Origin of the sequence: Bradyrhizobium sp. 63_E2_N1_3 (assembly GCF_052076005.1) — a bacterium.
Classification (GTDB): domain Bacteria; phylum Pseudomonadota; class Alphaproteobacteria; order Rhizobiales; family Xanthobacteraceae; genus Bradyrhizobium; species Bradyrhizobium barranii.
Genome location: NZ_CP197235.1, coordinates 4,187,475 through 4,202,696, shown reverse-complemented (window position 1 = coordinate 4,202,696; position 15,222 = coordinate 4,187,475). Strand labels below are relative to the sequence as shown.

At 64.8% G+C, this 15,222-nt stretch carries 18 protein-coding genes; 6 read left to right on the top strand and 12 right to left on the bottom strand.

Annotated features, from left to right (window positions below):
- Nucleotides 1-67: 67 nt before the first annotated feature.
- From AB7531_RS19985 to AB7531_RS19975, 3 genes are all read right to left on the bottom strand, one after another.
- Nucleotides 68-829 (bottom strand): slipin family protein, encoded by a 762-nt coding sequence (locus AB7531_RS19985; protein ID WP_063982951.1) that lies wholly within the window; start codon nucleotides 827-829, stop codon nucleotides 68-70.
- Nucleotides 826-2,229, bottom strand: a complete 1,404-nt coding sequence (locus AB7531_RS19980) for an NfeD family protein (protein ID WP_063982950.1) — start codon at nucleotides 2,227-2,229, stop codon at nucleotides 826-828. The genes AB7531_RS19985 and AB7531_RS19980 overlap by 4 nt, the downstream gene beginning before the upstream one ends.
- Before the next feature lie 177 nt (nucleotides 2,230-2,406).
- Nucleotides 2,407-2,664 carry a tautomerase family protein gene (locus tag AB7531_RS19975; RefSeq protein ID WP_014494824.1) on the bottom strand — a complete coding sequence of 86 codons (258 nt, stop codon included), beginning with the start codon at nucleotides 2,662-2,664 and terminating at the stop codon, nucleotides 2,407-2,409.
- A gap of 151 nt (nucleotides 2,665-2,815) precedes the next feature.
- Here AB7531_RS19975 and AB7531_RS19970 point away from each other — a divergent pair, with 151 nt between their 5' ends.
- Nucleotides 2,816-3,793 carry a GlxA family transcriptional regulator gene (locus tag AB7531_RS19970; RefSeq protein ID WP_063982949.1) on the top strand — a complete coding sequence of 326 codons (978 nt, stop codon included), beginning with the start codon at nucleotides 2,816-2,818 and terminating at the stop codon, nucleotides 3,791-3,793.
- Nucleotides 3,794-3,843: 50 nt separating this feature from the next.
- On the opposite strand, the gene AB7531_RS19965 is transcribed toward AB7531_RS19970, so the two are convergent.
- Both AB7531_RS19965 and AB7531_RS19960 read right to left on the bottom strand, forming a co-directional pair.
- The gene (locus tag AB7531_RS19965; RefSeq protein WP_063982948.1) at nucleotides 3,844-4,617 is read right to left on the bottom strand and encodes a gamma-glutamyl-gamma-aminobutyrate hydrolase family protein; all 774 of its coding nucleotides are present in this window, start codon (nucleotides 4,615-4,617) and stop codon (nucleotides 3,844-3,846) included.
- Between the two features lie 90 nt (nucleotides 4,618-4,707).
- Complete coding sequence (locus AB7531_RS19960; RefSeq protein WP_063982947.1) at nucleotides 4,708-5,424, bottom strand: hypothetical protein; 717 nt, start codon at nucleotides 5,422-5,424, stop codon at nucleotides 4,708-4,710.
- A gap of 137 nt (nucleotides 5,425-5,561) precedes the next feature.
- Between AB7531_RS19960 and AB7531_RS19955 the strand changes: the two genes are divergently transcribed.
- Entirely contained in the window at nucleotides 5,562-6,695 is a 1,134-nt protein-coding gene (locus AB7531_RS19955; RefSeq protein WP_135215989.1) for an AI-2E family transporter, read from the top strand.
- A 76-nt stretch (nucleotides 6,696-6,771) separates the two neighbouring features.
- Here AB7531_RS19955 and AB7531_RS19950 read toward each other — a convergent pair whose 3' ends face one another.
- The 6 genes from AB7531_RS19950 to AB7531_RS19925 form a co-directional block, all read right to left on the bottom strand.
- Nucleotides 6,772-7,068 carry an antibiotic biosynthesis monooxygenase family protein gene (locus AB7531_RS19950; protein ID WP_028155908.1) on the bottom strand — a complete coding sequence of 99 codons (297 nt, stop codon included), beginning with the start codon at nucleotides 7,066-7,068 and terminating at the stop codon, nucleotides 6,772-6,774.
- A 99-nt stretch (nucleotides 7,069-7,167) separates the two neighbouring features.
- Nucleotides 7,168-7,404, bottom strand: coding sequence for a hypothetical protein (locus AB7531_RS19945; protein WP_063982945.1), 237 nt, complete (start codon nucleotides 7,402-7,404; stop codon nucleotides 7,168-7,170).
- 70 nt (nucleotides 7,405-7,474) lie between these two features.
- A complete protein-coding gene (locus AB7531_RS19940; RefSeq protein ID WP_231142094.1) occupies nucleotides 7,475-8,695 on the bottom strand; it encodes a GGDEF domain-containing protein in 1,221 nt (406 codons plus the stop codon).
- A gap of 230 nt (nucleotides 8,696-8,925) precedes the next feature.
- The gene (gene rpsI / locus AB7531_RS19935; protein ID WP_007611021.1) at nucleotides 8,926-9,405 is read right to left on the bottom strand and encodes a 30S ribosomal protein S9; all 480 of its coding nucleotides are present in this window, start codon (nucleotides 9,403-9,405) and stop codon (nucleotides 8,926-8,928) included.
- Nucleotide 9,406: 1 nt separating this feature from the next.
- Complete coding sequence (gene rplM / locus AB7531_RS19930) at nucleotides 9,407-9,871, bottom strand: 50S ribosomal protein L13 (RefSeq protein ID WP_008137961.1); 465 nt, start codon at nucleotides 9,869-9,871, stop codon at nucleotides 9,407-9,409.
- 158 nt (nucleotides 9,872-10,029) lie between these two features.
- On the bottom strand, nucleotides 10,030-10,458 hold the full coding sequence (locus AB7531_RS19925) for a PaaI family thioesterase (RefSeq protein ID WP_039147848.1): 429 nt from the start codon (nucleotides 10,456-10,458) through the stop codon (nucleotides 10,030-10,032).
- A gap of 86 nt (nucleotides 10,459-10,544) precedes the next feature.
- Between AB7531_RS19925 and AB7531_RS19920 the strand changes: the two genes are divergently transcribed.
- The 4 genes from AB7531_RS19920 (at nucleotide 10,545) to AB7531_RS19905 (ending at nucleotide 14,032) form a co-directional block, all read left to right on the top strand.
- The gene (locus AB7531_RS19920; protein ID WP_063982943.1) at nucleotides 10,545-11,369 is read left to right on the top strand and encodes an enoyl-CoA hydratase; all 825 of its coding nucleotides are present in this window, start codon (nucleotides 10,545-10,547) and stop codon (nucleotides 11,367-11,369) included.
- A 123-nt stretch (nucleotides 11,370-11,492) separates the two neighbouring features.
- On the top strand, nucleotides 11,493-12,077 hold the full coding sequence (locus AB7531_RS19915; protein WP_063982942.1) for a CoA-binding protein: 585 nt from the start codon (nucleotides 11,493-11,495) through the stop codon (nucleotides 12,075-12,077).
- A gap of 127 nt (nucleotides 12,078-12,204) precedes the next feature.
- Nucleotides 12,205-13,485, top strand: a complete 1,281-nt coding sequence (locus AB7531_RS19910) for an O-acetylhomoserine aminocarboxypropyltransferase (protein WP_028149015.1) — start codon at nucleotides 12,205-12,207, stop codon at nucleotides 13,483-13,485.
- Between the two features lie 202 nt (nucleotides 13,486-13,687).
- Complete coding sequence (locus AB7531_RS19905; RefSeq protein WP_063982941.1) at nucleotides 13,688-14,032, top strand: hypothetical protein; 345 nt, start codon at nucleotides 13,688-13,690, stop codon at nucleotides 14,030-14,032.
- Nucleotides 14,033-14,037: 5 nt separating this feature from the next.
- On the opposite strand, the gene AB7531_RS19900 is transcribed toward AB7531_RS19905, so the two are convergent.
- A complete protein-coding gene (locus tag AB7531_RS19900) occupies nucleotides 14,038-15,114 on the bottom strand; it encodes a COX15/CtaA family protein (RefSeq protein ID WP_063982940.1) in 1,077 nt (358 codons plus the stop codon).
- Between the last annotated feature and the right edge of the window lie 108 nt (nucleotides 15,115-15,222).

The window sequence follows — 15,222 nt, the reverse complement described above, 5'->3', positions numbered from 1 at the left end:
GTTTAAGTTGGGAGCAATATTCGACACCTCCATTTGGGCCGAAGATGGGTCATCCTGCCGTTGATGGCTACGGGTTGTCGCGCCGCGGCACAAAATGGTCGAGCAGGCCCGTCGGCAGCGGAAAGACGATGGTCGACGACCGTTCGCCCGCGATGTCGTGCAGGGCCGCGAAATAACGTAGTTGCATCGCCTGAGGCTCCTGCGCGAGAATCCGGCCGGCCTCGACGAGCTTTTCGGCAGCCTGCTGCTCGCCCATCGCATTGATCACCTTGGCCCGCCGCAACCGCTCCGCCTCGGCCTGTTTGGCAATCGCACGCACCATGGTTTCATTGAGATCGACGTCCTTGATCTCGATGCCGGTGACCTTGATGCCCCAGACGTCGGTCTGCTTGTCGAGGATCTCCTGGATGTCCGCGTTCAACCTGTCGCGCTCGGCCAGCATCTCGTCGAGCTCGTGCTTGCCGAGCACCGAGCGCAAGGTGGTCTGGGCGAGCTGGCTGGTGGCGGCCATGTAATCGCCGACCTTGATGATGGCCCGTTCGGGGTCGACGATGCGGAAGTACAGAACGGCGTTGACCTTGACGGAGACGTTGTCCCGCGAAATCACGTCCTGCGGCGGCACGACCTGCACCATCACCCGCAGATCCACCTTCACCAGTTGCTGCACGATCGGAATGAGGATGATGAGGCCCGGGCCCTTCACGCCGGTAAAGCGGCCGAGCGTAAAGATGACGCCACGCTCGTATTCGCGCAGGATTCGAATAGCCTGGGACAGGAACATGATGACAAGCAACGCGAGCGCCGCATAGGTCAGATATTCCAGCATCATGATGTACCTCCCTCGCCTGTTGGTGCGCGCCGTATCAGCAGCGTCAGGTCGACGATGTTGGCGACTTCGACCGTCTCTCCGGGCTTGAACGTTTCGGCGCCGCGCGCCTGCCAGCGCTCACCATGGGCGAAGACATGACCTTCGTTCCCATTCCAGTCGAGAACCTCGGCGGGCAAGCCTCGCATGGCCTGCGCGCCGACCAGTGCAGGAGCCCTGCCGACGCGCCGAAGCGAACCGAGCACGACGAGCGCAAAGCCGGCGAACACTGCTGCGGTGATGCCGATCACCCACCACGACAGGTGGTAGCCCGGCGCCTCGCCCCTGAAAAGCATCAGCGCTCCCAGCACGAACGCGATGATCCCTCCGAGCCCGATCACCACGGTCGGGTTGAAGGCTTCGATGGTGAGAAGCACGAGTCCAACCAACATCAGGGCGAGGCCGGCATAATTGATCGGCAGCAGATTGAGCGCATAGAGGCCGATCAGCAGGCAGATCGCGCCGACGACTCCGGGGGCGACGGCTCCAGGAGACATGAACTCGAAGATCAAGCCGTAGATGCCGACCATCAGGAGAATGAACGCCACGTTCGGATCGGTGATCACCGCCAGGAAGCGGGATATCGGTCCGGGATCGATGGCTTCGACGACGGCATCCTTTGTCACCAGGCGTTGCGTCTTGCCGCCTGCGACCTCGACCACGCGACCATCGATCTGCCTCAGCAATTCAGCCTGATCGCGCGCGACGAGATCGATGGCATGAGCCTCTAGCGCGGCGTTCGCAGAGAGCGTGGCAGCCTCACGGACCGCCTTCTCCGCCCAGTCCACATTGCGGTTGCGCAGCTCCGCAAGACTGCGGATGAAGGCAACCGCATCATTGGTCGCCTTGGCCGTCATGGCATCCTTGGGCTGATCCTTGGACTCGCTCTGCTGGTCACCGTCCTTCTTGTCCTTGCCGCCCTTGTCCGCCGGTCCGCTCGGAAGACCCGGCAGCGGCCCGCCGATCTGCACCGGCGTCGCGGCGCCAATATTGGTGCCCGGCGCCATCGCCGCGATGTGGGTCGCATAAAGGATATAGGTCCCCGCGCTCGCCGCGTGGGCGCCGGATGGCGCGACGTAACCGACGACAGGGATCGGCGAAGCTAGCACATCCGCGATGATCTCGCGCATGCTGGAATTGAGGCCGCCGGGCGTGTTCAGTCTCAGAAGCACGACCTCGGCACGCCGTTCGCTTGCCTTGGCCAAAGCCTCCTTGACGTAGCTGGCCGACGCAGGGCCGATGGCTCCGTCGATCGAAACGACCAATGCAAGACGGCCGTTCTCCTCCGCTGAGCTGGGAAGGAGGCAGCAGATCAAAGCCACGACGCCAATCGCCGCAACGAGGGCCGCCTTCATGGTCTGCACGGCAGGGCTCCCTTGCAGAGCATATGGTGCGCGTCTTGCGAACCTCAATGCGGCCGCATGCGGGCCATGGTCGTGATTGTGATTGTGCGATGCAATGGAAATCGCCCCGCAGATCGATTGAGCACAGGGCGGTGGCGAACCATGCCTTTGGCTGGTCCGCCCGCGCACGCTGTGCTGCTACGGCCGTGGGACCCGCACGCCATCCGCGCCGATCGTGCCGAACATGCCGGCGATGATCTCAGGCGTCGGCTGCATGCCGCCCAGCGACCAGTGCGCCGGCTCCTGCTCCTCGATCCTGACCCAGACGTTGCGGCGGAAGTCCGGATTGCCCTGCCCTTCGACCTCGACCAGGAGATCGGTGACGCGTTCGAGCAAGGTCTTCTTTTGCCCGGCATCCAGGATGCCGCGGACGGTGGAAATGGTGACGTAAGGCATGTCTCTCTCCAATGATGTCGTGTGACGACGGCACGAGACTGGACCTGACGGCGCCGGCAAGGCAGTGGCGGATGAGACAGAGATCGGGCAATTTCCGCCACGCAGCCCCGCGCCGATCGGCTAGGATCGCCGCGCCTGTCCTGGAGGTCTCATGAAGCTCGCAATTCTGGCGCTGGAAGGCTGTATGCATTCGGCGATCGCCGGGGTCGCCGACATCCTGTCGCTCGCCAATCACGTGATGCAGCAGAGCGGTGCGAAAACGCGCTTCGCCTGGGAGGTGCTTTCGCTCGACGGCAAGCCGGTGCGCGCCGGCGGCGGCCAGATGGTCGCCGTCGATGGCGCGGTCGGCAAACGCGGTCGCTTCGACGCGATCATCGTCCCCGGCAACCTCGTCGATCACGTCACGGCGGAACGCCTGCAACCGCAATATGCCCGCGCCGGCGCCTGGCTTCGGCAGCAGCATGCGAGCGGCCGGCTGATCGGCGCGTTCTGCAGCGGCGTGTTCCTGCTTGCAGGCAGCGGCCTGCTCGACCACCGCCGCGCCACCATCACCTGGTGGCTGCAAGGCGAGCTGCGGCAGCGCCATCCCACCATCGACCTCGCCGCCGACGCCGTCATCACGGTCGCGGACCGCATCGTCTGCGCGGCCGGACCGATGTCGTGGGTCGACCTCCTGCTCAGGCTGATCGAGATGGTCGACGGCAAGGCGATTGCGAAGCTCTGTGCGGACTACGTCGTCATCGACACCGCGCAACGCACCCAGTCGATCTTCATGCCCGTCGGCTATTTGCTGTCGCAGGACCCGCTGCTGACCCGGGCCGACCTGCTGGTTCGCCGCACCGGCAAGAGCCCGATGACGGTCAAGCGCCTCGCCGATGCGCTCGGCCTCAGCGAGCGCACGCTGAACCGGAAGTTTCAGGAACTCACGCGCGAGCCGCCGCAAGCCTTCATCATGCGCCGCCGCGTCGAGCACGCGCGCACGCTGCTGGAGACGACGGCGCAGCCGATCAAGACCATCGCACGCACGGCCGGCTACGAGGACGAGAGCAGCTTTCGCAAGGCGTTCCGCAAATTGACCTTGATGTCGCCGCAGGCCTATCGCGCGCGACGGATGGAGCGGACTGCGTAAGCCGCGAAACCAAGGCGCCGTTCAGTCGAGGGCTGCGAGCGAGCTTCTTGCTACGCCGCCGCGCGCTGGCGCTCGACCATGGCTTCGCCAAAAGCCTCGAACAGCTTGCGATTGATCGGATTGCGCTGCGGATCGTATTCGGCGTGCCATTGCACGCCGAGCGCAAAGGTCGGGGCTTCCGCGATGCGGATCGCCTCGATGGTGCCGTCCTCGGCGATGCCCTCGATCAGCACGCGCTTGCCGGGATCGAGAATGCCCTGGCCATGCAGCGAATTGACCCTGATCTTCTCGCAGCCGAGCAGCCGCGCGAAGGCGCCTCCGGGCGTGAGGTCGACGTCGTGGCGGTCGGCGAACACCACGGTCGGATCGGGATGAATCTCGCCGTTCTCGAGCCGGGGCATGCGGTGGTTCATGCGGCCGGGGATCTCGCGGATCTCGGGATGCAGCGAGCCGCCGAAGGCGACGTTCATCTCCTGCAGGCCCCGGCAGATGCCGAACAGCGGAATGCCGCGGGACACGCAAGCGACCGAGAGCGCCAGCGCCACCTCGTCGCGGTGGATGTCGTAGGGCTCGTGCCGCTCGCACGGATCGACATTGAAACGGGTCGGATGGACGTTGGCGCGGGCGCCGGTGAGCACGATCCCGTCGACCACGTCGAGCAGCGCGCCGATATCGGTGATGTCGGGCGCTCCCGCAAACATCATCGGCAGGCCGCCGGAAACCTCGGCCACAGCGCGCAAATTGCGCTCGCCGACCATCTGGACCTGAAATCGATTTTCGACGCGATGGGCGTTCCCGATCACGCCGACGACCGGCTTTCTCATCTCCCGTTCCGACCTCCCGCGTAAGAAGATTCTCCAAACATGCCCTTGGGATGGAACAAATTCAACAGAAGGGTACGCGGGACGGCAATGCTATTTTCGCGCAAATGCCTCCCGGGCCTCGGTTGTCCCCACGACGGGCAGGCCGGCGGCCTTCAGCGCGGTTGCCGCCGGATCGTCCGGCGTGGCCAGCCAGGGCAATTTCGCCTCGATTCCGCGCGTCACGGGCTCCCCCAGCACCCCGCCGAAATCGATCGGCCAAAACCCGTTGGGCACCACCTCGACGGTGAGGGCACGGACGGCGTAGCCATCGCCCAGAACCGCATCCGCATGGTCGCCGGCGACAAGGCGCGCGGTCTGGGGATCTCGGGGATCGCCAAAGCTCACGAGCACGGGGATCAACTCCCCCTGCACCGGGACAATGCCGGCCTGCCGGCTGATGTCGTTGAACGAGACGCGGTTGCCGCGCGCGGCGCCATAGGCACGGAGCGCGACATAGTTGATGTCGTCGAGGTCGAGCTTGCCGCCCTGCTGATGCGCCAGCAATGCCACCAGGTTCTTGCCTTTGCCGCCGTCTTGGCCGAGATCGACGAACACGGCCTCCCCGCGCATCGTGGTGCGGCCGCCGCGGTTATAGTTGCGGTCAGGCACGACGGCGAGAACACCGGACCCCGTCTTGATCCCGTCAGGCGTCGTCACCTCAACCGTGAGGCGGTATTTGTGGCTGGGCCGGTTGATCCGGATCTGGTCACCGATCACGATCACGGCCAGAAGCCCGAGCAGACCGGCCCACTTGCTGATGAAACTCAAGCGCCCCCCACCTGTTTTCTCCTCATCGCTCTGCACCGTTCGCGCGACAGCGTCAAACCAGCGCGTTGACGCGGTCTTGATCGAAAGCGCGTTTGCCGAAAGAGTGCCCCGCCCGCAGCCGCCGAAAAGGACATGATGTGACCATCCTCGCAGACCAACGCCCCACGACCCGCACCGATCTGGCTTGGGCAATTTCGGTCGGCGGCATCGGTGTCGTGCTGTTCACGGCGATGCTGGTCTTCACCTGGTATTTTGCGACCACGCTGCTGCTGATCTTCACCGGCATGCTGCTCGGCGTCGGCCTCAACGCGCTGACCAACGCGCTCGGCCGCCGCGTGCACCTGCCGCATCCGGTCCGGCTCGCGATCGTCTGCGTCGTGCTTGCGGTGCTGCTCGCGGGCGTCGCCTATCTCGGCGGCGCCACCATCGCCGAGCAGGCCTCGCTGCTGAGCAAGACCATCAAGTCGCAGATCGGCAACGTGAAGACCTTCCTGGACAACCACGGGATCGACACCAGCTTCTTCGATCTCGGCAGCGCTGCGTCTGACGCTTCGGCCAATCCACCATCGGACTCGACACCCTCGCCAGCAGCACCCCCGCGCGGTTCCTTGCCCGGCGCCGGCGCGCTGGCCTCCAGCGGTGGCGCGATCGTGAGCCAGACCTTCAAGCTCCTGCTCGGCACCATCCACGGCGTGGGAAACATCTTCATCGTGCTGTTCCTGGGGCTGTCCTTCGCCGCCCAGCCCGGCGTCTACCACGACGGCCTGTTGTTCCTGGCGCCGGCGAGGCATCGCACCCGCGTCACCCTGATCATCGACGGCATCAGCGAGACGCTGGAACGCTGGCTGATCGCGCAGATCGTCGTGATGATCGCGGTTGGCATCGTGACCTGGATCGGGCTAGCCATCATCGGCATCCCCGGCTCGTTCATCCTGGGGATTCAGGCGGGCCTGCTCGCCTTCATTCCGACCGTCGGCGCCATCATTGCCGGCGTCGTCGTGGTGCTCGCGAGCCTCGCCTCGGGCTGGATTCCGGCGCTGTCGGCCTTCCTCCTCTTCATGGGCGTGCACGCGATGGAGAGCTATGTGCTGACGCCGATCCTGCAGCGGCAGGCGCTCGACATCCCGCCGGCCACGCTGTTCGCGTTCCAGATCCTGCTCGGCGTCGTGTTCGGCATCTGGGGCCTGGCGCTGGCGCTCCCACTGGTCGCCATCGCCAAGGTCATGATCGACCATTTCAAGACGTACGAGGCGCCGCCCCTGGCAGCATGATCCGGAAAAGTGCGCAGCGGTTCTCCGAAAAGATCATGCTCAGGCAACGAGGCGGCGTAAGGCGTCGTGCAGTCGCTCAGGTCGTCAGCACGGTCTCGGTGTGCTCGACCTCCGGGGGCGAAGCAAAATACTGACCGACGAGGCCGCGCCATTCGGTGAAATTCTCCGAGCCGCGGAAATCGACGGTGTGGTTCTCCAGCGTCGCCCACTTCACCATCAGCCGGTAGCGCTGCGGCTTCTCGATCGACTTGTGCAGCTCGAAGCCGTGAAAGCCCTTCGAACCGCCGAAGGCGGCCTTGGCCTTGGCGACGGCCGCCTCAAAATCCTTCTCGCTGCCCGGCTTGACGTCGATTTGCGCAATCTCGGTGATCATCGGTTTCCACCCTGTTTGTTTGATGGGTGTGTCTACCGTAGACCGCAACGAAGAAAAAGGCACCGAATCGGCGCCCTGACCGGTCAAAAATGCGTGCTCTCAGGCGAACAGCAGAGCGGTGCCCGCCACGATGAGCGCGCAACCGATGAACAGCGCGAGCGGCCAGTAGCTACGGCTTTGCGTGTAGCGCCCCTGGGCGCGGCGCTCGGTGATGAGCGCGCGCTCGTATTCATCCGCGGTGGAGAACACGCAAGCGAAGCCGCCGCGTGCCGAGGCCGCAGCGGCTTCGAGCGACATCAGGGCAGCCTGCGGGTTCTGTCGACGGATCGCTTCCATGACCGCAATGGTAGGGATCGAATGGTAAACAGCGGATTACCGAAGGCGCCTCTTGAGGCGCCTCTTGGCTTCAGGCGGTGGCCGGACGCGCCTGCGGCGCACCAACCCGCGCCGCGCTCTGGCGGCGCCAGTTCTCCAGCGACAGCGGCAGCTCCTCCGCCGCCTCGACCCGGTTACGACCGCCGCGCTTGGCCTGATAGAGCGCGGTGTCGGCCGAGGCCAGCAGCACCTCGAGCTCGGTGCCGGCCGGACCGCCGGCGACGCCGATGCTGACAGTGGTGTCGACCGGGCCCTCATCGACGACGACGCCGGAGGTCTCGAACGCCTCGCGCACGCGCTCGGCAACCAGGACACCCTCCTCCAGCGAACACGGCAGCAGCGCCGCGAACTCCTCGCCGCCGATGCGGCCCGACATATCGGTCATGCGCAGGTTGCTGACGACGACGGTCGAGAACAGCTTCAGCATCTCGTCGCCGGCAGGATGGCCGAAGCGGTCGTTGATCGACTTGAAGTGATCGATGTCGAAGATCATCACGGTCACGGGACGGCCGGCCTTGGCCTCGCGCTCGATCACGCGCCCGCAGGCTTCCGAGAAGCCGCGGCGGTTGAGCATGCCGGTCAGGGGATCGGTGGACGCGGCGGTCCGGTGCGCCGTCACCGTGCGCTCCGACACCAGCATGAAGATCACGAACACGGTGCCGACGGCATAGAGGATGAGCTCGACCGCAAACACGGTGACCCAGATGCTGCCGGAGAAGCCGGCATCGTTCGGACGCAGGAAGCTGCCGAGCACGATCGGCAGCATCAGCACGCAGCCGTGCAGCACCGGCACCACGAAGGCCGGCCAGCGCCGTTGCAGGCTCTTGCGCCGCTCGACCCAGAGCTCGCTCGCCGTCAGTGCCGCATAGACCGAGACGATGCCGGCGCCGACGATCATGCGCAGCATGGACGCGGCGGGATCAAGCAGCGTCACGGCGGCGGCCCAGGCCAGCGCGCCGACAAGGAGACCCGGCCAATTCGGCTTGCGGCCGTGGAAGACGCGCGCCGCATTCCACACCATGCCGCAGGCGACGAAGCCGACTGCGTTCAGCGCAAGGTAAAGATGCGGGCCGAGCTTGTCGCCGGCCGCGGTCCATAGCGCGACGGACGCTGCGCCGAGGAGATACGCGGTGCCCCACCATTTCAGCGCGGGGCTGTTCTCCTGCTTGCCGAAAAACACCATCATGGCGCCGAGCAGTGCGGCAACCATGGTGGCGACCAAATAGAGCGTGATGCTATCGAGCGACATCATGTCGGCCCCCTTCTAGACATAGCAAGTTACGCGATCGGCCCAGCCGACTTGCGCGCCCTTCCAGATGCGACGCTATGTCCCGCGAGTTCCATTCAGGTTTTCATGCGGGGCCAAGTTTTCGGGAAACACGTCATCAATTTGCATACAAACGAACAACAAAAAGGGCGCTGAAATCAGCGCCCTTTTGCATCTCATTGAAGCCGCTTTCGCGGCGAATGTGACCGAAGCGATTAACGCTTCGAGAACTGGAAGGACCGGCGGGCCTTGGCCTTGCCGTACTTCTTGCGCTCGACCACGCGGGAGTCGCGGGTGAGGAAGCCGCCCTTCTTGAGCACGGTACGCAGCTCCGGCTCGAAATAGGTGAGCGCCTTGGAGATGCCGTGACGGACGGCACCGGCCTGGCCGGACAGACCACCGCCGGCAACCGTGCAGATCACGTCGTACTGGCCGGAACGCGCGGCCACCGAGAACGGCTGCTCGATCATCATGCGCAGCACGGGACGGGCGAAATAGACCTCGACCTCGCGCGAATTGACCGTGACCTTGCCGGCGCCCGGTTTGATCCAGACACGGGCGACCGCGTCCTTGCGCTTGCCGGTGGCGTACGCGCGGTTGAACTTGTCGACCTTCTTCTCGTGCTTGGGCGCGTCGGGCGCCGCCGCCGTCTTGAGCTGCGAGAGCTGGTCGAGCGACTGGATGGATTCGGCCATGTTATGCGGCCCTCGTGTTCTTGCGGTTCAACTTGGCGATGTCGATCTTCTCGGGCGTCTGGGCCTCGTGCGGATGATCGGCGCCGCCATAGACGCGGAGGTTGCCCATCTGGACGCGACCGAGCGGACCACGCGGGATCATGCGCTCGACGGCCTTCTCGAGCACGCGCTCGGGATGCTTGCCTTCAAGGATCTGGCGCGCGGTGCGCTCCTTGACGTGGCCGACATAACCGGTGTGCTTGTAATAGGTCTTCTGCTCGCGCTTGCGACCGGTGAGGACCGCATGCTGCGCGTTGATGATGATGACGTTGTCGCCGCAATCAACGTGCGGGGTGTAGGTCGGGAGGTGCTTGCCGCGCAGGCGCATGGCGACGATGGTGGCGAGACGGCCGACGACCAGACCCTTGGCGTCGATCAGTACCCACTTCTTCGTCACCTCAGCCGGCTTTGCCGAAAAGGTTTTCATATCGGAGTTTCCGTGGACGGGAGATATCGGCGCGAACACCGCGCCGGACTGGGCGGTTTTCTAGAGAAGAGACGCACAACGGTCAATGCCCCAGAGCGGGAATTACAATAGCAAAATCAATATCTTAAAATTATGGTGCTATATTACCTGCGAAAAGCTCAAACATTTGGAATGGAATAGGTCGAGGTGACATGAGCGATCGGATCGGGCGACGTGCCGGACAGCAGCTTCACCTCGCCGACCGCCAGGCGTTTGCCGAGCTTGAGCAGCCGCGCCTCCGCCAGCACATCCTGGCCGGGCTGGCCCTTGCGCAGGAAGTTGATGTTGAGATTGGTGGTGACCGCAAGCCCGATCGGCCCGATCGCGGACAGCAGCACCACGTACATCGCGAAATCGGCCAGTGCCATCAGCGTCGGGCCGGACACGGTTCCACCCGGCCGCAGCATCCTTTCGCTGTAGCGCTGGCGCAAAAGGCAGGTCTGGCCGTCGGCGCTCTCGATCGTGATGTCATCGCCGCTGAAGGCCTGGGGAAACTCGTCACGGAGAAACTGCTCGACCTCCGCCACGCTCATTTTCGCTAACGCCATGCTTCGCCTCACCCTCGCTTCACGTCCCCTGTTACATTAAGTTATCTGCGTCATCCAATTGCAAGAATCCAACCGGAAACGCTTCGATGTCCGCCCAGGCCGCCCGCGCCCCCTCCCCGCAACCGTCGAGCCTGCTGCGCGAGACCATAGGGCCCATCGCGGTCCTGACGCTGAACCGCCCGGCCGCCCGCAACAGTCTGTCGCAGGCGATGATCGCAAGCCTGCATGCCGAGCTCAATGAGATCCGCGACGACAAGGCGGTCCGCGGCGTCGTGATCGCAGCCAACGGCCCCGCCTTCTCCGCCGGCCACGACATGAAGGAGCTGACGGCGCGCCGCACTGACCCGGATCGCGGCCGCGCCTTCTTTGCCGAGATGATGACCGCCTGCAGCGCGATGATGCAGGCGGTTGTGCATTTGCCGAAGCCCGTGGTCGCGGCCGTCCAGGGCATTGCGACCGCGGCCGGCTGCCAGCTCGTGGCAAGCTGCGATCTCGCGATCGCCTCGGAAGCGGCGAGCTTCGCCACGCCGGGCGTCGATATCGGCCTGTTCTGCTCCACGCCGATGGTGGCGCTGTCGCGGAACGTGCCGCGCAAGCAGGCGATGGAAATGCTGCTGACCGGCGAGCCGATCCCGGCCACGCGCGCCCGCGAGATCGGGCTCATCAACCGCGTGGTCGCGGCCGGCACCGAGCGCGAGGCCGCAATTGCCCTCGCCGAACAGGTCGCGCTGAAGTCGGCCTACACCGTCAAGCTCGGCAAGGAGGCGTTCTACCGCCAGGCCGAGATGAGCCTTGCGGACGCCTATCGCTATGCGGCAGAGGTGATGACCGAGAACATGATGGCGCGCGACGCCGAGGAAGGCATCGGCGCCTTCATCGAGAAGCGCACGCCAACATGGCGGGATGAATAGTCAACTCCTCATCCTGAGGAGCCGCGGAACGCGGCGTCTCGAAGGATGGAGGCCCGACTGTGGCCTCGTGGTTCGAGACGCGCGGGCCGCGCTCCTCACCTTGAGGGTCAGAGAAAGAAAAAGATGAACCACGACGCCTATCCCGACAATTACATCCGCGGCATCCTCAACAGCGTGAAGTCGATCGCGATGGTCGGCGCCTCGCCCGTCAATGTGCGGCCGAGCTATTTTGCGTTCAAATATCTGGCGCAGCGCGGCTATGACATGATCCCGGTCAATCCCGGCCATGTCGGCAAGGATCTGCTCGGAAAGCCGTTTGTCGCCTCGCTCTCCGACATCGCCCGCCCCGTCGACATGATCGACATCTTTCGCAACTCCAGCCACATCATGCCGGTGGTCGAAGAAGCGCTCACGCTCGATCCGCTGCCGAAGGTGATCTGGATGCAGCTCGGCGCGCGTGACGACGCGGCAGCGGCGAAAGCGGAATCGGTCGGTATCAAGGTCGTAATGAACCGCTGCCCGAAGATCGAATATGGCCGCTTGTCGTCGGAGATCTCCTGGATGGGCGTCAATTCACGCACGCTGAGCTCCAAACGGCCGCCGGCTCCGACGCAAGGCATGCGGCTATCCCTCAATCGGATGAGTGTCAGCGGCGGTGACACCGCGGCTTCCGATCGCGCAGCAAAGAACAAGACCGAGCAGAGCTGACGCAATAGACTTCCGTTGCGCGAACGTGACAATCGTAGCGCCGTGATGTGAAGCGGCGCCTTGACGGCGGGCGCGTCGCCGATCAGCATGCCGCGCGATTTCAGATCACAAGAACAGGACGCCCTCAATGAGCGATCGCCTTCCGGGATTTTCGACCCTCGCCGTGCATGCCGGTGCACAGCCCGATCCCACCACCGGTGCGCGCGCGACCCCGATTTATCAAACCACCTCTTTCGTCTTCAACGACGCCGACCACGCCGCCTCGCTGTTCGGCCTGCAGGCATTCGGCAACATCTATACCCGCATCGGCAATCCCACCAACGCGGTGCTGGAAGAGCGTGTTGCCGCACTCGAAGGCGGCACCGCCGCGCTTGCGGTCGCCTCGGGCCACGCCGCACAGGTCGTGGTGCTGCAGCAATTGCTCCAGCCCGGCGACGAATTCATCGCCGCGCGCAAGCTCTATGGCGGCTCGATCAACCAGTTCTCGCATGCGTTCAAGAGCTTCGGCTGGAACGTGGTGTGGGCCGATTCCGATGACATCGCAAGCTTCGAGCGCGCGGTGACGCCGCGCACGAAGGCCATCTTCATCGAGTCCATTGCCAATCCCGGCGGCAGCATCACCGACATCGAGGCGATCTCGACGGTGGCGCGCAAGGCGGGCGTGCCGCTGATCGTCGACAACACGCTGGCCTCGCCCTACCTGATCCGCCCGATCGATCACGGCGCCGACATCGTCGTGCACTCGCTGACGAAATTTTTGGGCGGCCACGGCAATTCGCTCGGCGGCATCATCGTCGATGCCGGCACGTTCGACTGGTCCACGGGCGGCAAATATCCGATGCTGTCGGAGCCGCGGCCCGAATATCACGGCATCCGCCTCCAGGAGACCTTTGGCAATTTCGCTTTCGCGATCGCCTGCCGCGTGCTGGGCCTGCGCGATCTCGGACCCGCGCTGTCGCCGTTCAACGCCTTCATGATCCTGACCGGCATCGAGACGCTGCCGCTGCGCATGCAGAAGCACTGCGACAACGCCAAGGCCGTCGCCGAATTCCTCGCCGGCCATCCGGCGGTGGCCTCGGTGAGCTATGCGGGCTTGGCAAGCGACAAGTACAATCAGCTCGCGCGGAAATACGCGCCGAAGGGCGCAGGCGCCGTGTTCACCTTCAGCCTGAAGGGCGGCTATGACGCCGGCGTCAGCTTGGTGTCGAAGCTGCAGCTGTTCTCGCACCTGGCCAATGTCGGCGACACCCGCTCGCTGGTCATCCACCCCGCCTCGACGACGCACAGCCAGCTCGACGACGCCGCCAAGGTGAAGTCCGGCGCCGGCCCCGACGTGGTGCGGCTCTCGATCGGCATCGAAGACAAGGAAGATCTGATCGCAGATCTGGAGCAGGCGCTGGGGGCGTAATTGCCATCGTCATTCCGGGATGGTCCGAAGGACCAGACCCGGAATCTCGAGATTCTCAGGTGCGCAATTGCGCACCTGAGTTCGGTCCTGCCGGACCGCCCCGGAATGACGGCGGCCGTTTTGGCCGCAGTCAGTTAACAGTCATTAACCATATCTGCCGCATACATCGTCCTTGGATCGCCCCTTTGATTCGGAGCCGACGATGCTGCGCTGGATGGTACCTGCCCTTGCCGCCATGCTGACGGTCTCAGCTGCCGTTGCCGCCGATCTGCCGGCCACAGCGAGACGGCGCGCTGCCGTGCCGCCGCAGGACCCGCCACAGGTCTATGTCGAGACCGATCCGGATGCGCTGATCTCGCCGGCCTATGGCATCGGCAGCTACATCCGCAACCTGCCCGGCACGCCGCTCCTGCCCGGCTCCAGCACCTTGCCGGGCTATTATGGCCGGCCCTGGAGCTACGATTATCAGGGCCCGTACTACGGCGGACCGCAGGTCGGCTATTTCTGGCGCCTGCCCTACGCCTGCGGCGTCTACGGCTATTGCTGACCTGATCAGCCGGCCTGACCGACCGGAACCGCGCGCGGCTGCGCCTGCGCAGATTGTCGCGAGGCCAGCCGCTCCACCTGCATCACCGCAAGCGTGAGCACCACGATCGCGACCGCCTGATGCGAGAGCGCGAGATCGATCGGCACCTGGTTGAGCAGCGTGAGGATCCCGAGCACAGCCTGCAGGCTGACCGCGGCGAACAGCCAGAGCGCACCGCCGGCCGCCGTGCGCGAGCGTACCGCATCGAACGCGTGCAGCGCCGCCAGCACGAACAGCGCATAGGCCGTCATACGGTGCTCGAACTGCACCGTCAGCACGTTGTCGAACATATTGCGCCACCACGGCGTCTCGAACCAGAGCCGGTCGCCTGCGGGAATGAACGCGCCGTCGATCTGCGGCCAGGTGTTGTAGGCACGCCCGGCGCGCAGACCCGCGACCAGCGCGCCGAAATAGATCTGGACGAAGGTCACGATGAGCAGCAGCACGCTCGTGAATCTCAGCCGCGCGGGCGCAATGATCTGCGGCCGCTCGGCGAGCCGCCGCACCGTCCAGACGATGCCGGCAAAGATCAGGAGCGCGAGCACCAGATGCGTCGCCAGTCGATATTGCGAGACCTCGACACGTTCCGTGAGGCCCGAGGCCACCATCCACCAGCCGACGGCGCCCTGGAGTCCGCCAAGCGCGAACAGCAGCCACAGCCGCCGTTTCAACTCACCCGACAGGCCGCCGCGCCACAGGAAGAACAGGAACGGCAGCAGATAGGCCACGCCGATGAAACGGCCGAGCAGCCGGTGGCTCCATTCCCACCAGAAAATCTCCTTGAACTCGGACAGGCTCATGCCCGCATTGAGCTCGCGATATTGCGGAATTTTCTTGTAGGCCTCGAAGGCCTCGGTCCACTGCGCCTCCGACAGCGGCGGCACGCTGCCCGTAACCGGCTTCCATTCGACGATCGAGAGGCCGGATTCCGTCAGCCGCGTCGCGCCGCCGACCAGCACCATCAGCGCGATGAGGGCGGCCACGGAAATCAGCCACCAGCGCACGGCGCGATGCGGATTGGTCGGAGCGAAAATCGTCGTCATTTCAGGGGCAAAACCAAGCCTTGTTGCAAAGAGACTTGAACCGGACTGCGTGCCCCTTATAGTCCCCCGCTCCCGCAGCGCAAGTTACGCGAAGGCCGCAGCATTCCG

Coding starts and splice junctions, on each gene's coding strand:
- AB7531_RS19985 (WP_063982951.1), bottom strand. CDS start 829: ATGATGCTGGAATATCTGACCTATGCGGCGCTCGCGTTGCTTGTCATC.
- AB7531_RS19975 (WP_014494824.1), bottom strand. CDS start 2,664: ATGCCTTACGTCACCATTTCCACCGTCCGCGGCATCCTGGATGCCGGG.
- AB7531_RS19970 (WP_063982949.1), top strand. CDS start 2,816: ATGAAGCTCGCAATTCTGGCGCTGGAAGGCTGTATGCATTCGGCGATC.
- AB7531_RS19965 (WP_063982948.1), bottom strand. CDS start 4,617: ATGAGAAAGCCGGTCGTCGGCGTGATCGGGAACGCCCATCGCGTCGAA.
- AB7531_RS19950 (WP_028155908.1), bottom strand. CDS start 7,068: ATGATCACCGAGATTGCGCAAATCGACGTCAAGCCGGGCAGCGAGAAG.
- AB7531_RS19945 (WP_063982945.1), bottom strand. CDS start 7,404: ATGGAAGCGATCCGTCGACAGAACCCGCAGGCTGCCCTGATGTCGCTC.
- AB7531_RS19940 (WP_231142094.1), bottom strand. CDS start 8,695: ATGATGTCGCTCGATAGCATCACGCTCTATTTGGTCGCCACCATGGTT.
- rpsI (WP_007611021.1), bottom strand. CDS start 9,405: ATGGCCGAATCCATCCAGTCGCTCGACCAGCTCTCGCAGCTCAAGACG.
- rplM (WP_008137961.1), bottom strand. CDS start 9,871: ATGAAAACCTTTTCGGCAAAGCCGGCTGAGGTGACGAAGAAGTGGGTA.
- AB7531_RS19925 (WP_039147848.1), bottom strand. CDS start 10,458: ATGGCGTTAGCGAAAATGAGCGTGGCGGAGGTCGAGCAGTTTCTCCGT.
- AB7531_RS19920 (WP_063982943.1), top strand. CDS start 10,545: ATGTCCGCCCAGGCCGCCCGCGCCCCCTCCCCGCAACCGTCGAGCCTG.
- AB7531_RS19915 (WP_063982942.1), top strand. CDS start 11,493: ATGAACCACGACGCCTATCCCGACAATTACATCCGCGGCATCCTCAAC.
- AB7531_RS19910 (WP_028149015.1), top strand. CDS start 12,205: ATGAGCGATCGCCTTCCGGGATTTTCGACCCTCGCCGTGCATGCCGGT.
- AB7531_RS19905 (WP_063982941.1), top strand. CDS start 13,688: ATGCTGCGCTGGATGGTACCTGCCCTTGCCGCCATGCTGACGGTCTCA.
- AB7531_RS19900 (WP_063982940.1), bottom strand. CDS start 15,114: ATGACGACGATTTTCGCTCCGACCAATCCGCATCGCGCCGTGCGCTGG.